The 14,409-nt window shown below is 73.5% G+C and carries 11 protein-coding genes; 4 read left to right on the plus strand and 7 right to left on the minus strand.

What is annotated here, in order from left to right; all coding sequences use genetic code 11:
* Nucleotides 1–56: 56 nt before the first annotated feature.
* The 3 genes from AB6L24_RS08625 to AB6L24_RS08635 all read right to left on the minus strand — a co-directional run bounded on the left by AB6L24_RS08625 (nt 57) and on the right by AB6L24_RS08635 (nt 5,121).
* Nucleotides 57–2,291: a family 20 glycosylhydrolase gene (locus AB6L24_RS08625; protein WP_405653866.1), complete on the minus strand. Its 2,235-nt coding sequence runs from the start codon at nt 2,289–2,291 to the stop codon at nt 57–59.
* 224 nt (nt 2,292–2,515) lie between these two features.
* Nucleotides 2,516–3,919, minus strand: a complete 1,404-nt coding sequence (locus tag AB6L24_RS08630) for an NAD(P)/FAD-dependent oxidoreductase (RefSeq protein ID WP_405653868.1) — start codon at nt 3,917–3,919, stop codon at nt 2,516–2,518.
* Between the two features lie 179 nt (nt 3,920–4,098).
* A complete protein-coding gene (locus AB6L24_RS08635; RefSeq protein ID WP_405653870.1) occupies nt 4,099–5,121 on the minus strand; it encodes a TIGR01777 family oxidoreductase in 1,023 nt (340 codons plus the stop codon).
* A gap of 62 nt (nt 5,122–5,183) precedes the next feature.
* Here AB6L24_RS08635 and AB6L24_RS08640 point away from each other — a divergent pair, with 62 nt between their 5' ends.
* Nucleotides 5,184–5,672, plus strand: coding sequence for a GNAT family N-acetyltransferase (locus tag AB6L24_RS08640; protein ID WP_405653872.1), 489 nt, complete (start codon nt 5,184–5,186; stop codon nt 5,670–5,672).
* A 163-nt stretch (nt 5,673–5,835) separates the two neighbouring features.
* Nucleotides 5,836–6,969, plus strand: a complete 1,134-nt coding sequence (locus AB6L24_RS08645) for a PP2C family protein-serine/threonine phosphatase (protein WP_405653874.1) — start codon at nt 5,836–5,838, stop codon at nt 6,967–6,969.
* 84 nt (nt 6,970–7,053) lie between these two features.
* Here AB6L24_RS08645 and AB6L24_RS08650 read toward each other — a convergent pair whose 3' ends face one another.
* The gene (locus AB6L24_RS08650; RefSeq protein WP_405653876.1) at nt 7,054–7,710 is read right to left on the minus strand and encodes a TetR family transcriptional regulator; all 657 of its coding nucleotides are present in this window, start codon (nt 7,708–7,710) and stop codon (nt 7,054–7,056) included.
* A gap of 144 nt (nt 7,711–7,854) precedes the next feature.
* Here AB6L24_RS08650 and AB6L24_RS08655 point away from each other — a divergent pair, with 144 nt between their 5' ends.
* Nucleotides 7,855–8,646 (plus strand): SDR family NAD(P)-dependent oxidoreductase, encoded by a 792-nt coding sequence (locus tag AB6L24_RS08655; protein ID WP_405653878.1) that lies wholly within the window; start codon nt 7,855–7,857, stop codon nt 8,644–8,646.
* A gap of 40 nt (nt 8,647–8,686) precedes the next feature.
* On the opposite strand, the gene AB6L24_RS08660 is transcribed toward AB6L24_RS08655, so the two are convergent.
* Nucleotides 8,687–9,208 (minus strand): DUF4240 domain-containing protein, encoded by a 522-nt coding sequence (locus tag AB6L24_RS08660; RefSeq protein WP_087883778.1) that lies wholly within the window; start codon nt 9,206–9,208, stop codon nt 8,687–8,689.
* A gap of 184 nt (nt 9,209–9,392) precedes the next feature.
* On the opposite strand from AB6L24_RS08660, the gene AB6L24_RS08665 reads away from it, so the two are divergent.
* A complete protein-coding gene (locus AB6L24_RS08665; protein WP_405653880.1) occupies nt 9,393–10,388 on the plus strand; it encodes an SDR family oxidoreductase in 996 nt (331 codons plus the stop codon).
* Here the strand turns inward: AB6L24_RS08665 and AB6L24_RS08670 are convergent.
* Nucleotides 10,379–11,380 (minus strand): helix-turn-helix transcriptional regulator, encoded by a 1,002-nt coding sequence (locus AB6L24_RS08670; RefSeq protein ID WP_405653882.1) that lies wholly within the window; start codon nt 11,378–11,380, stop codon nt 10,379–10,381. The two genes, AB6L24_RS08665 and AB6L24_RS08670, sit on opposite strands and share 10 nt — an antisense overlap.
* A 233-nt stretch (nt 11,381–11,613) precedes the next feature.
* Nucleotides 11,614–14,316 (minus strand): pyruvate dehydrogenase (acetyl-transferring), homodimeric type, encoded by a 2,703-nt coding sequence (gene aceE, locus AB6L24_RS08675; protein ID WP_405653884.1) that lies wholly within the window; start codon nt 14,314–14,316, stop codon nt 11,614–11,616.
* Between the last annotated feature and the right edge of the window lie 93 nt (nt 14,317–14,409).

The raw sequence follows: 14,409 nt of genomic DNA on the forward strand, positions 1-14,409 counted from the left end.
TTGAATCCCGCCGCGACGGCGAACAACCACAACGAACCCCTCCGGCGGTGCCGGACTCACCGCAAGCGGGCGACAGCCGACGTCCCCAACGCCACGTCCCACGTGGCGAGGTCGTCCAGGTCCCCGCGCAGAGCGGATCGTTCCGTGCCGATGGACCGCATCGGCAGCGGAACCGACGCGGGGACGGCCCCGACCCGCTCCCCGTCCGCGTACAGGACCGTGCGACCGGGCGAGGCGACCCACGTCAGCCGGACCCACCGGTCGAGCGGCAGGACGTACGGAAAGCTGAAGTCGGCCTTTCCGTACCGGGTGAAGCCCACACGTCCCGTGCCGTGCTGCATGAGCTTCAAGGCCCCGGCCTTGGAGCTCAGCAGCACCTGTTCGCCGGTGCGGGAGGAAGCACGGACCCGCACCGACACGGTCCAGGGCTCCGCCACGTCCACCCCGCCGAAGCCCACCCCGTCCCGGTCCGAGTCGAACCGCCAGGCCTGCCCGCGCACACCGGGCACGGGCGTGGGGTTGTCGACGATGTACGAGGTGCCGGGCAGGTCGCCCGCGACGTCCTCGGCGAAGAGCGTGTTGCCGGGGCTGCCCGCGTACGTCCAGCCCTTCGGGTACGCGGCGTCGTCGAAGGTCCAGTGATGGCTCGGCCGGTTCCGCACCCGGGGCCGGGTCCACGCGGGCGTGGTGCCGATGGGGTCTCCCCTGCTCGAACGGAGTTGAGAGCTTGGGGAAGGATCGCCGACGCGGGCGGTACGGGCCCGGAAGTCGGCGAGCGTGTCCGGCGTCGGGGAGCCGTTCCAGGCGCGGTCGGCGAGGATCGCGCGGGCACCCGCCATGTGCCGCTCGAAGTACTCGTCGTCGGCCCAGAAGTTGTAGTCCGCCCAGTTCGCGACGCCGGAGCCGAGCATGTCGGGGTCGGTGCCCGGAGCCCAGGTGTCGTACATCCAGGGCTCGTCGGGGTACTTGTGGTGGTAGTTGTTCGGCGTGTTGTAGAAGGGGCCGATGGCGATCTCGTCATGGCCCGGAATGGCGGGCTCCGCGCCGGTGCCCTCCCAGGTGAGGAAGACGACCGGGGCGCGCACGCGCTGCTGCGGCGCGGCCAGGTGCTCGGAGCCGTTGTAGACCGCCGTGCGCTTGCCGTGCGAAGTGACCACGTCGTCCAGGGTGTTGATGTACCGGTTGAGCAGGTCACCGAGGGTCGAGACGTCGGGCGCGGCCGCCAGGTGCTCCTGCACGCGCGGGCACTCGGCGAGCTGCCCCGGGACCTCCTCCGCGCCGATCGAGAACAGCGGCGCGTCGAACCAGCCCGCGAACTCGTCGACGATCTCCTTGCTCTTGGCGACCGCCTTCTCGCTGGTCATGTCGATGATCCAGTCCGGCGTGAGATGGGAGTGCGTATGGCCGCCCGTGCACGCGCCGGGGCCCGAGCCGAAGCCGATGCCGAACGCCTCGCTGATCACCGTGGCGTGGCCGGGCAGTTCGAGCCCCGGCATCAGCTGCACGTGATGACGCGCGGCGAAGGCCTTGAGGTCCTCGATGTCGGCGCGGCTGTAGCTGTGGTCGGGGTCGGCGAGCCCGGGGAACCTCGGGCTGTACAGGCGGAAGCCCTCGGACTCCGACAGGTGCAGGAACAGGGTGTTCAGCTTCTGGTCGCCCATCCTGCGGATCAGGTTCTTCAGGTACGGGATCCGCCAGTACTTGCGCCCCGCGTCCAGATGCACCATGCGGACCGCCTGCGCGGGCCGGTCGACCGAGCGGGCGCGCGGGACGGCGCGGTGGTCGGGCGCGGTGGCGCGCAGGAGTTGGAGGAGGGTGCGGGTGCCGTAGTACAGGCCGTGCGTGGAGGCGGCGGTGACGCGGACGGGGCCGGCGCTGTCGAAGCGGTGGCCCTCGGCCCGCGCCTCGGCGGGGGCGCCCCGGTCGGCGGCGAGGGTGAGGACGACGTCGTCCCGGTCCGGCCGCCCGCCCGCGACGACGCGCGGGGCGATGCCGGTGATCTGCTCGATCTCCGTACGCAGCTGACCCGCGAGGGCGCGGACGGACTGGCGTGCGGGGCCCGGGAACTCGGCGCGGCCGGACGGCAGCGCGGTGGCCGACGCCTGCCGCGGGTCGATCAGGACGCGGGTGCGGCGGGTGAGTTCGGTGCGCCCGGGGAGCGCGGCCCAGTCGGTGGGGCGGGGGACGACGGACGGCACGTCGTCGTCCGGCCGGGGAGCGCCTGTCCGGTCGCCCGGGCGAGGCGAGTCCCGGTCCTCGGCATGGGCGGTCGGCGCCGACAGAGATCCCATGAATAGGCCCAGGATGAGAGTGATCACCGGCAAGGTACGACGCACGTCAGCCCTCCCGCGGCTCGGTGGTCCGGTGCCCGGATCCGCTGGGACGGTAGTGCTGTGCGGGGTCGGTGACAAGACCGCGGGACGGTTGAAGCCCCCGCGTGGGGGGCGCGGGGGCTCAGGGGGAGCCGGCCCGACGGGGTCGGACAGGTCCGATGAGTGGGCCCTGGAGAGTGGCCTCAGGCGGCCGCCGGTAGTGACTCCTCCGTGCAGGCGGGCCGGATGCCGAGGTCGGCGAGCGCGGCGTGCGCCGCCCTGCGTCCGGAGTGCAGCGCGCCCTGCACCGTGCTGGTGTCCCGGTGGTCGCCGCACACGTAGAGCCCCGCCAACAGCCGTACGGGACGGCGCAGATCGTGCGGCGGCGGCATCGCGGGCACCGCCTCGCGCGTGCGGTGCACGGCCAGCAGCTCCCAGCGGTCGGTCGGGGCGCCGTACAGCGTCGCGAGGTGGTCGCGCACGGACCGCTCCAGGTCGTCCGGGGGTGCGCCGAGGACGGTCGAGGACACCAGGGTCCGGCCCGCGGGCGCGCGCGTGGGGTCGACGTGGCTGACGACGGCCGTGTGGGCGACCGGACCCTCGCGGTCGGCGTCCAGGAGGAGCGCGGGCCCGTCGAGCGGCGGCTCGGGGGCCGCGTGGTGCACCACGGTGACCGGGTGGAACGGCGGTACGCGCAGGCCCGGGAGCAGCTCGGCGGCGGCGCGGGCGTCGGTGGCGAGCAGGACGCCGGCGCAGGTCAGCTCGCCGTGCTCGGCGGTGGTGACGCGGTTCGCGGACACCGAGGTGACGCGTACGCCGGTCCGTACGGTCCCGGGCGGCAGCGCGCCCGCGAGCAGTTCGGGCAGGGCGTCGGCGCCGCCCTCGGGCAGGCACAGGCGGCCACGCGCGAAGGCGTGCAGGGCGAGGTCGGCGCACCGGCTCGACGTCGTCAGGTCCGGGTCGCACAGCAGCGCCGAGAGCAGCGGGCGCAGGAACCCCTCGACGGTGCGCGCGGGCAGCCCGCGCGCGGACAGGGCCTGGCCCGCGGGCAGTTCGGGGCGCGCGAGGAGCCGTCGCACGGGCGTCGCCGCGATCCGGGCGAACGCCGCGCCGAGGCGGGCCTGGTCGAGTGCGCCGCCCAGCGGTGCCGTGCGGGACGGTGGCCTGGAGGGCCGTGGCGCGGTCCTGGACGGGGGCCGGGGCGGGGCGCCCGGGGCCGTGCGGACGGGCCGCGGCACCCGGGGGGCGCTCGCGAGGGCGCGCGCCGCTGTGAGTGCGCCCCTCGCGCTCCGTCCACCGCTCGGCTCCGCCATGCGGTGGTGCCTGCCGGCGCTGTGCACCAGCAGACCGGGGGCGAAGGGACGCAGAACGAGTGCGTCGAGACCGGGCGTGTGACGCAGTTCCGGATACGACGTGGTCAGCAGTTGCCCGATCCGGTCGAGCCGGAAGCCGTCCACCTTCTCGGTGGACATCCGGCCGCCGACGTAAGGGGCGGCCTCCAGGACAACGGTCGTTACACCGGCACTGGTCAGCTGGTGGGCGGCCGACAGTCCCGCGACCCCGGCTCCCACGATGACGACATCCACATGGTGCGCAGGCTCTGGCACGTGCTCCTCCCGGAGGTTGCGCGGCTCGCTCGACTGCTGGGGAGCCTTATGCCCTCACGAGGGCGGTGGAATCCCCGAGTTCCGGTCGAGGGTAGGAGCGCGGACGGCCCCTGGGAGTCGCGCATGGACCGGGCATGGTCGCACGGCGGTCGCACGGCCGGGCGGGGGCGGTACGGGCGTCAGGCCAGGGCGGCCCTGACGGCGTCCTCGATGCCGGGGTGGGTGAACGCGAACCCGGACTCCGTGAGCCGGGTGGGCAGGACGCGCTGGCTGCCGAGGACGTCCCCCGCCATCTCGCCGAGGGCCACCCGCAGCGCGGGCGCGGGCGCGGTGAACACGGTCGGCCGGTGCAGGACCCGGCCCATCGTGGCCGTCACCTCGCGGTTGGTGACGGGCTCGGGGGCCGTCAGGTTGAACGGCCCCGACAGGTCGTCCCGCGCGAGCAGATGCCGCAGCGCCGCCACCTCGTCGTAGAGCGCGATGAAGCTCCAGTACTGCCGCCCGCTGCCGAGCCGCCCGCCGAGCCCCGCCCTGAAGAGCGGGAACATCCGCCCCCAGGCGCCGCCCCCGCGCGCGACGACCAGGCCGGTGCGCGTGAACACCGTGCGCACGCCCGCCTCCTGGGCCGCGGCGGCCGCCTGCTCCCACGCCACGCACATCGACGGCAGGAACCCCTCTCCCGGAGGGGCCGTCTCGTCCACCGCGCGCTGACCGGTGTCTCCGTAGTAGCCGATCGCGCTGCCGTTCAGGAACACCCGCGGCGGCTCGTCGAGGGCCGCGACGGCGGTCGCGAGCGTCCTGGTGCCGAGCACCCTGCTGTCGCGCAGCTCGCGCTTGTACGCGTCGTTCCAGCGCCGGTCGCCGATCCCCGCGCCCGCCAGGTTCACGACGGCGTCGCAGCCCGCGAGCCCGGCGGCGTCCACGTACCCCTCCTTGGGGTCCCAGCGCACCTCGTCCTTCGCGCGCGGGGCCCGGCGCGCCAGCCGCACCACCTCGTGGCCGTCGTCGGTCAGCGCGCGCGTGAGCGCGGAGCCGATGAGGCCCGAGGCGCCGGACACCGCGACGCGGCGCGGCCCGTGCGGGGGCTCCGCCGGGTCCACCTGGTTCCCTGGGTCCGTCCGGTTCCCTGGGTCCGTCCGGTTCCCCGGGTCCGTCCGGGGCGCCGGATCCGTCGACTCCGGGGGTGACGCGTGCTGATCCATGGGGCCATCCTGCCGTGAAAGGGACGGTTGTGCCGTCGTACGCCCGCCGTACAGTGGCGCTCATGCAGCAGACGTACATACGCACCGCGCGGGCCGACGACGATGCCGCCCTGGCCCGCATGGACCGTGCGAACTGGTCCACCGTGCACTCCGTGCAGCCGCGTCCGCAGCCACCCTACGAGCCGTTCTTCTCCGAACGCTTCGGCCCCCGCGACCACTTGGTCGCCGAGCTCGACGGGCACGTCGTCGGCTACATAAGGCTCGGCTTCCCCACCCCGCTCGCCGTGAACGCGCACGTGCGCCAGATCCTCGGATTCGTCGTCGCCGACGAGGCGCGCGGCAAGGGCGTGGGGCGCGGACTGCTCCAGGCCGTGATGGCGGAGGCGCGCCGCCAGGGCGCGCGCCGCATCACGCTGCGGGTGCTCGGCCACAACACCGCGGCGCGCACGCTCTACGAGTCCGAGGGGTTCGTGACCGAGGGCGTGCTGCCCGGCGAGTTCCTCCTGGACGGCCGGTACGTGGACGACGTCCTGATGGGCCGCCCGCTCTGACACCTGACGGACCGGCCCGGCGTGCGCCCGCCACGCGCGCGTAGGAGCGTGGACCTGTCCTTTGCTGAGCGTGGACGGCTCAGCGCGGACACGTGTGCCGCGCGCGAGGACGCCTCCTGTGCGGACGTGGGCACGTCCTCGGGCCCGCCGGGAAGGAGCACCGATGTTCAGGGCGGAGGCCAGGCGGCGTGGCGCGCGCGACCCGGGCTGGCACCGCGGCGCGCCGACGCCTCCCTGGGCGCGCTGGCCCGCACCGGTGCTCCTGGTCCTGACCTGCGTCATCCAGGTCGCGACCCCCAAGACGCTCGACCTCAGCTTCCTGCTCGCCGCCGTGCCGCCGCTCGCCGCCCTCGCCTACGGGCCCGCGGCCACCGCGCTCCTCGGCGGCACCGTCCTGCTGCTGCTCTCCCTGCCGCACTTCGACCTGGGGCACCCCGGGACGAGCGACACCGCGACCGTCGCCTTCGTGGCGGTGCTCAGCGTGCTCTTCTCCTGGGTGCGCAGCCGCCGCGACGCCCAGCTCGTCACGGTCCGCACGGTCGCCGAGGCGGCCCAGTTCGCGGTCCTGCCCCCGCTGCCGGAACGCGTGGGTCCGGTGCGCTGCGCGGGCCTGTACCGGGCGGCGCAGCGCGGCACCCTGGTCGGCGGTGACCTCTTCGACGTGCGCCGGGGGCCGTGCGGGGTGCGGGCCCTGGTCGGGGACGTGCAGGGGCACGGGCTCGCGGCCGTCGGGACCGTCGCGGCGCTGCTCGGCGCCTTCCGGGAGGCGGTCCTCGACCAGGGCGACCTGGAGGGGGTCGCCGCGCGCCTCGACCGGCGCCTGATCATCGACTCCGAGGACGCCGAACACGGTGAGCCCGGCGAACTCTTCGCCACCGCCGTCCTCCTGGAGTTCGGCGCCACGGCCGGCGAACTGCGCCTCGTCTCCTGCGGCCACCCGCCGCCCCTGCTGCTGCGCGCCGGCGCGGTCACCGAACTCGACGTCACGCCGGGACCGCCCCTCGGCCTCGGCATCGCCGGGGTGGCGCCGCCGGAGCCGGTCGTCGTCGGCCTCGAACCCGGCGACTGGCTGCTGACCGTCACGGACGGCGTGACCGAGGCGAGGGACGCGTCCGGGGCCTTCTACCCGCTGGAGGAGCGGCTGCCCGCGATCTTCGCGGCGGAGCGACACGATCCGGCCGCCTTCACGGACGCGATCTGGAACGATCTGGTCCGGTTCTCCGGCGGGGTGCGGGACGACGTGGCGCTGTTGGTGTTCGTGGTGGAGGAGGGGGCAGGGGAAGGGGCGGGGGTGTAGCGGGGGAGCGGCGAGGGCTGTGGCGGGGCGCAGCCGGACGGCGGAGGCTTCTGTGCCGGGGGCTACGGCAGAGGACCGGTCGCCTCACCGCTCCAGGAGCCTGAGGCCGCCCGCGAGTTCGCGCAGGCAGCGGACCGCGAGGTCCGCGGGCGAGCGGGGGCCGCGCGGCGGGTCGTCCGTGGCGGCCCAGGTCTCCAGGGCGATGCGGATGGCGTCGGTGGCGGCCGCGGCGGCGAGCCGGACCTCCAGCTCGTCGGCGCCCTCGCCCGCGAGCCGGGCGAGCACCGGGACCAGCTGCTCCTCGGACTCCTGGTTCACCCGGTACCAGACCGCGCGCAGGGCCGGGTCGTCCTGGGCGGCGCGGAGCAGGCCGCGGGTCCACTCCAGGGCCTCGTCGGTCCGCGTGTCCACGGGGGTGAGGGCCTCGGCGATGGAGCGTTCGAGCGCCGTCGGCACCCCCGCGTCCAGCTCCGCGAGGCGGGCCCGCCACTGGGCGGCGCCCCCGGCGAGGAGCGGCGCGACCGCGTCCTGCTTGTTGCGGAAGTAGCGGTAGAAGGTGCGCAGCGCCACGCCCGCACGGTGCGCGATCTCCTCGGCGGTGGTGCCGTCCGGGCCCCGCTCGGCGAAGAGTTCGGCGGCGGCGCGGGCGATGTCGAGCTGCGTGGCCGCTTTGCGGCGCTCGGTCAGCGAGGGGCGGGCCTGCTGCGGTGCTCGCGTGGGCTGCGGCGGTTGGGTGCTCACGTTCGAAGCCTACGCGGGACCGGGCAGGAATTCACGAAATGACGCTATGGCAAAACGTGCCACGAGGGCGTACATTGAAATCAGATGAAGCGTGCCGGACCCGCAGACGGGCCCGGCTGTCGGAGGCTGATCGGAGAGAGACCCATGAACCTGACGCGTTACGCGGACCGCCGCGCCCTCGTCACCGGCGGCGGCTCGGGCATCGGCCAGGCCACCGTGCTCCGCCTGCTCGCGGAGGGCGGCAGCGTGGTGGCCGCCGACATCAGCGAGGCGGGCCTGAAGGACACGGAGCAGAAGGCGGGCGCCGCCGCGGGCCGGCTGACGACGCTGGTGGTCGACGTCGCGGACGAGGCGTCGGTGCGCGCGGGCGTGGCCGCCGCGGTCGCCGCGCTCGGCGGCCTGGACGTGCTGGTCAACGCGGCGGGCGTGCTGCGCTCCTCACACACGCACGAGACCAGCCTCGACTCCTTCGAGCAGGTGCTCCGGATCAACCTGACCGGCACGTTCCTGATGATCCGCGAGGCGATCCCGGCTCTCCTGGAGGGCGAGGACGCGGCCGTGGTCAACTTCAGCTCCACCTCGGCGGCGTTCGCCCATCCGTACATGGCGGCGTACGCGGCCAGCAAGGGCGGCATCCAGTCCATGACCCACGCCCTGGCGAGCGAGTACGCGAAGCGGGGCATCCGCTTCACCGCCGTCCAGCCCGGATCGATCTCCAGCGGCATGACCGACGGCAGCGGCGCCAGCGGGCAGAGCCACGGGCCCGGCCTGCCCGAGGACGCGGACCTCAGCCTGTTCGCGAAGCTGGCCCCGGCGATCGGTCAGGGCTTCGCGGGCCCGGAGACGGTGGCGTCCGTCGTCGCGATGCTCGCGTCCGAGGACGGCGCGTTCATCACGGGCACGGAGATACGGGTGGACGGGGGCACGCACTTCTGAGGGCGCGGCCCGGACGGCCCACGGGCGCGCGGGGCCGGCGTCAGCGGGCCGCGAACCGCTCCCACAGCTTGGGGTAGCGCTCCGCGAGCACGCGGTCGTCCTCGAAGTCGATCGGGGTGCCCTCCGGCTCCGGCGGGGCGGGCGCGATGCCGAGGTCGGGAGCGACGACGCCGGTCATCCGCTCGTAGGCCTCGTCGGCGGCGTAGCCCAGCTCCTCGCCGTCGCCGTCGATCTCCTCGTCGAAGTCGTCCAGGAGCTCGGCCAGCGAGTCCGGGTCGTGCACGGCGCCCTCGAAGACCTCCCGCCCCTGCCCGATCAGCCAGCACCGGAAGTAGTCGAAGGCGTCGTCGCTCGCCCCGTCGAGGACGATCCAGGCGGCGCCCCACAGATCCCAGCGGTAGGCGCGGTTGTAGCGGGCCTCGAAGTGCCGCGCGAAGTCCAGAACGGCGTCCGGGTCGTATTCGAGCAGCTTGTCGATGACCAGCTCGGCCTGGTCCTCGGGGTCGCCCTCGGCGGCCTCGCGGGTGCTGTCCACGATCTCCCAGAACTCCGTCTCGTCCATCACGGGTCAAGCATCGGTCCTGGGGGGTGGGGGCGCACGCGGAGTGCGCCGGAATGCGGCTGTGTCGTTATGTGTGCACATGCCCGTGGAAAGACCGACAGGAGGTGTCGGCATTCGCTGCGAGGCTCCACCCATGGAGAACACACAGCGGTCGGCAGGCCGGGCGAGCGGAGCGGAGAGCGCAGTGACGACGAAGCCGGGGTCCGAGGGGACCGGGACGACGGGGGCAGCCGGGGCGGCGGGTTCCGGCGGCGGTCTGGCCGGGAAGATCGCGCTGGTGGCGGGGGCCACGCGCGGGGCCGGGCGGGCCATGGCGGTGGAGCTGGGCCGCGCGGGGGCGACCGTGTACGTGACGGGGCGGACGACGCGGCAGCACACGAGCGAGGTCGGCCGCACCCAGGAGACCATCGAGGGCACGGCGGAACTGGTCGGCGCGGCGGGCGCCGAGGCGGGCACGGGCGGCACGGGGATCGCGGTGCCGACGGACCACCTCGACCCCGAGCAGGTGCGCGCCCTCGTCGAGCGGATCGAGCGGGAGCAGGGCCGACTCGACATCCTCGTCAACGACATCTGGGGAGGGGACGTCCATGTCGAGTGGGACAAGAAGATGTGGGAGCACGACCTGGAGAAGGGCCTCAGGATCCTCCGGCTCGGCATGGAGACGCACATCGTCACCAGCCGCTTCGCGCTGCCGCTCCTCGTCAGGAACCCCGGCGGCCTCGTCGTCGAGGTGACCGACGGCACCGAGGAGTACAACCAGCGGTACCGCAAGCCGTTCTACTACGACCTCGCGAAGGCGGCCCCGCTGCGCATGTCCCGCGCGCTCGCGGAGGAGGTGAAGGAGTACGACTGCACGGCGCTGTGCCTGACGCCGGGCTGGCTGCGCTCGGAGGCGATGCTCGACACGTACTTCAAGGTCACCGAGGACGACTGGATGGCGGGCACCAAGCAGAACCCGCACTTCGCGATCTCCGAGACACCGACGTTCGTGGGCCGGGCCCTGGTCGCCCTCGCCACCGACCCCGAGGTGGCGCGGTGGAACGGCGCGTCCCTGTCCAGCGGCGGCCTCGCCAAGGAGTACGGCTTCACGGACGTGGACGGATCGGCCCCCGACGCCTGGCGGTACATCACGGAGGTGGACCAGGAGAGCAAGGAGGCGGACGTGACGGGCTATCGGTAGAGCGCGGCCATGCGGGCCGCCGTCGCCGCGAGGCGGTCCCGCAGCTCCGGCGGCCCGAGGACCTCGGCCTCCGGGCCCAGCATGAGCAGTTGGGAGTAGGCGACCACGGTGGACTCGACGGGCAGGGTGATGGTGACCCGGCCCCGCTCGTCGGGTTCGGCGTCCGCGAGGGCCTCGTGGGCGGCGGTGCGGTCGGTGACGTAGGGAAGTTGCCGGGCACCGTCGGGGGACAGCCGCAGGACGACGCTCTCGCGCAGGATGGCGCGGGCGAACTGGGCGGCGCGCTCCTCCCAGAAGCCGGGGAGGTCGAAGTCCTCGTCGCGCACGAAGCGGTTCTCGCCCTGGGGTTCGACGGAGATGAAGCGATCGATGCGGTAGACCCGGTAGGAGCCGGAGCCGGAGCCGGAGCCGGAGCCGGAGCCGGAGTCCGGGACGCGGGCGCACAGGTACCAGACGCCGGCCTTCAGGACGAGGCCGTAGGGCTCCAGTTCGCGGCCGACCTCGGAGTCCTGGCGGCGGTAGCGGGCGAGCAGGCGGCGGTCGTCCCAGACGGCGTCGGCGACGGCGGGCAGCAGGGCCGGGGCCGGGGTCTCCTTGAACCAGCCCGGGGCGTCCAGGTGGAAGCGCTGGGCGGCGCTCTGGGAGGCGTCGCGCAAGGAGGGGAGCAGGGCGGCGGAGACCTTCAGGCGGGCGGCGGACGCGGCGTCCTCCAGGCCCATCTCGCGCAGCGCGCCCGGGACCCCGGACAGGAACAGCGCCTCCGCCTCGCTGCGGGCAAGACCCGTCAGACGGGTCCGGTACCCCCCGATGAGCCGGTAGCCGCCGGTCCGGCCCCGGTCCGCGTACACCGGCACGCCCGCCTCGGACAGGGCCTGGGCGTCCCGTGTGATGGTGCGTTCCGAGACCTCGAGCTCCTCCGCGAGCTCGGCGGCGGTCATGGAGGCCCGAGCCTGCAGCAGAAGCACCATCTTGATGAGCCGGGCAGCGCGCATGCCCCCATGATGCCGGGTGCCGGGCACCGGGGCCGGGGCAGGCCGGATGTCCGCAGGACGGGGCGGAGCAAGGGCGCAGCCCGGAGGGGCGGCCTCGGGTCCGAGAGCAACGGGCGGGTGGGTGGGGGACACCCGCCGCGGAGCGGCGGGGAACGGTTGCCGCCCGGCGGCAACGCAAAGGGTGGGGCCCCGTCACCCCGACGGGACCCCACCCTGCGTACCGAGCCGGAGGCCTACAGCCCGTACTTGGCCCGAGCCTCCTTCACCGCCGCAGCGGGTACGACCCCCTGCGCGGCGAGCCGGGCCAACGCCGCGACGACGATCGACTCCGCGTCGACACCGAAGTGGCGGCGGGCCGCGTCACGCGTGTCGGACAGGCCGAACCCGTCGGCGCCGAGCGAGGAGTAGTCCTGCTCGACCCACTGGGCGATCTGGTCGGGGACCTGGCGCATGTAGTCGGAGACCGCGAGGACGGGCCCCTCGGCTCCCTGCAGCGCCTGCCGCACGTACGGCACCCGCTCCTCGCCGCGCAGCAGCGCCGCGTCCGCCTCCAGGGCGTCGCGCCGCAGCTCGGTCCAGGAGGTCGCGGACCACACGTCGGCGGCCACGCCCCACTCCTCGGCGAGCATCCGCTGGGCCTTGAGCACCCAGTGGATGGCCGTGCCGGAGCCGAGCAGCTGGATCCGCGCGGCGTTGGCGGCGGGCGAAAGACCGGCCGTCTCCGCCGTGTTGAAGCGGTAGAGACCCTTCACGATGCCCTCGTCGACACCCGCGGGCTTCGCGGGCTGCGGCATGGGCTCGTTGTAGACGGTCAGGTAGTAGAAGACGTCCTTGTCCTCGGAGGCCTCGCCGGGGGCGCTCTCGCCGTACATGCGGCGGAGGCCTTCCTTGACGATGGCGCCGATCTCGTAGGCGAACGCGGGGTCGTACGAGAGCGCGGCGGGGTTCGTCGCGGCGATCACCGGCGAGTGGCCGTCGGCGTGCTGCAGACCCTCACCGGTCAGCGTCGTGCGCCCGGCGGTGGCGCCGATGAGGAAGCCGCGGCCGAGCTGGTCGCCGAGCTGCCACATCTGGTCGGCGGTCCGCTGCCAGCCGAACATCGAGTAGAAGATGTAGAAGGGGATCATCGCCTCGCCGTGCGTCGCGTACGACGACGAAGCGGCGATGAAGTCCGCCATCGAACCGGCCTCGGTGATGCCCTCGTTGAGGATCTGGCCGTTCTTGGCTTCCTTGTAGTACATGAGCTGGTCGCGGTCGACCGGCTCGTACGTCTGGCCCTTCGGCGAGTAGATGCCGAGCGAGGGGAACAGCGACTCCATGCCGAAGGTGCGGGCCTCGTCCGGGACGATCGGCACCCAGCGCTTGCCGGTCTCCTTGTCGCGGACCAGGTCCTTGACCAGCCGGACGAGCGCCATGGTGGTGGCGACCGACTGCGAGCCGGAGCCCTTGTCGAAGGCCGCGAAGGCATTGTCGGCGGGCGCGGGCAGCGGGGCGAGCGCGTGCGTGCGACGGGCCGGGGCCGGGCCGCCGAGGGCCGCGCGGCGCTCCTGGAGGTAGCGGACCTCGGGGGAGTCGGCGCCGGGGTGGCCGTAGGGCACCTGCCCGTCGACGAACTGGCTGTCGGAGATGGGCAGCTCAAGAAGGTCACGCATGTTCTTGAACTCGTCCGTCGACAGCTTCTTCATCTGGTGGTTCGCGTTCTTGGACGCGAAGCCCTCACCGAGGGTGAAGCCCTTGACGGTCTGCGCCAGGATGACGGTCGGCGCGCCCTTGTGGGACAGCGCGGCCTTGTACGCGGCGTAGACCTTGCGCGGCTCGTGGCCACCGCGGGAGAGGTGGAAACACTCCAGGATCTTGTCGTCGGAGAGCAGCTTCGCCATCTCGACGAGCGCCGGGTCCGAGCCGAAGAAGTCCTGGCGGATATAGGCGGCGTCACGCGTCTGGTACGTCTGGACCTGCGCGTCCGGGACCTCGCGCAGGCGGCGGACCAGGGCACCCGTGGTGTCGAGCGCGAACAGCTCGTCCCAGGCGTTGCCCCACAGCGACTTCACGACGTTCCAGCCGGCGCCGCGGAACTGGGCCTCCAGCTCCTGCACGATCTTGAAGTTGGCGCGCACCGGGCCGTCGAGGCGCTGCAGGTTGCAGTTGATGACGAAGGTGAGGTTGTCGAGCTCCTCACGCGCGGCGAGTGCGAGGGCCGCCGTCGACTCCGGCTCGTCCATCTCGCCGTCGCCGAGGAACGCCCACACGTGCGAGGACGAGACGTCCTTGATGCCGCGGTTCGTCAGGTACCGGTTGAAGCGGGCCTGGTAGATCGCCGACAGCGGGCCGAGGCCCATGGAGACGGTCGGGAACTCCCACAGCCAGGGCAGGCGCCGCGGGTGCGGGTAGGACGGCAGGCCGTCGCCGCCCGCCTCCTGGCGGAAGTTGTCGAGCTGCTGCTCGCCGAGGCGGCCGTCGAGGAAGGCGCGGGCGTAGATGCCGGGGGACGCGTGGCCCTGGATGTACAGCTGGTCGCCGGAGCCGTCGCCCTCCTTCCCGTGGAAGAAGTGGTTGAAGCCGGTCTCGTACAGCCAGGCCGCGGAGGCGAAGGTGGCGATGTGGCCGCCGACGCCGTATTTGGAGCCGCGGGTGACCATCGCGGCCGCGTTCCAGCGGTTCCACGCGGTGATGCGGGACTCCATCGCCTCGTCGCCGTCGATGACGGGCTCGGTGGCGGTCGGGATGCTGTTGACGTAGTCCGTCTCAAGAAGCTTGGGCAGGGCCAGGCCCGCGCCCTCGGCGCGCTCCAGCGTGCGGCGCATCAGGTACGCGGCACGGTGCGGCCCGGCCGCCTTGGTCACGGCGTCCAGGGAGGCCTGCCATTCGGCGGTCTCCTCCGGGTCGCGGTCCGGGAGCTGGTCGAGCTCGCTCGGCTGGATGCGGGGGTCGGTCATGACGCCGCCTTCCTGAGTCGGACGGGGTGCCCGTGCCCGAGTCGGGCGGGGTCCCTAAACGGAAAGGGTCGGGGGTGCCCTTGGTCTTTGGCA

The sequence above is a fragment of the Streptomyces sp. RK9 genome (assembly GCF_045070545.1).
GTDB lineage: Bacteria > Actinomycetota > Actinomycetes > Streptomycetales > Streptomycetaceae > Streptomyces > Streptomyces alboflavus.

Bases quoted from the DNA above. Each gene is read 5' to 3' on its own strand.
- AB6L24_RS08635 (WP_405653870.1), bottom strand. From the start codon at position 5,121: ATGGATCAGCACGCGTCACCCCCGGAGTCGACGGATCCGGCGCCCCGG.
- AB6L24_RS08670 (WP_405653882.1), bottom strand. From the start codon at position 11,380: ATGCGCGCTGCCCGGCTCATCAAGATGGTGCTTCTGCTGCAGGCTCGG.
- AB6L24_RS08625 (WP_405653866.1), bottom strand. From the start codon at position 2,291: ATGGGATCTCTGTCGGCGCCGACCGCCCATGCCGAGGACCGGGACTCG.
- AB6L24_RS08660 (WP_087883778.1), bottom strand. From the start codon at position 9,208: ATGGACGAGACGGAGTTCTGGGAGATCGTGGACAGCACCCGCGAGGCC.
- AB6L24_RS08645 (WP_405653874.1), top strand. From the start codon at position 5,836: ATGTTCAGGGCGGAGGCCAGGCGGCGTGGCGCGCGCGACCCGGGCTGG.
- aceE (WP_405653884.1), bottom strand. From the start codon at position 14,316: ATGACCGACCCCCGCATCCAGCCGAGCGAGCTCGACCAGCTCCCGGAC.
- AB6L24_RS08640 (WP_405653872.1), top strand. From the start codon at position 5,184: ATGCAGCAGACGTACATACGCACCGCGCGGGCCGACGACGATGCCGCC.
- AB6L24_RS08655 (WP_405653878.1), top strand. From the start codon at position 7,855: ATGAACCTGACGCGTTACGCGGACCGCCGCGCCCTCGTCACCGGCGGC.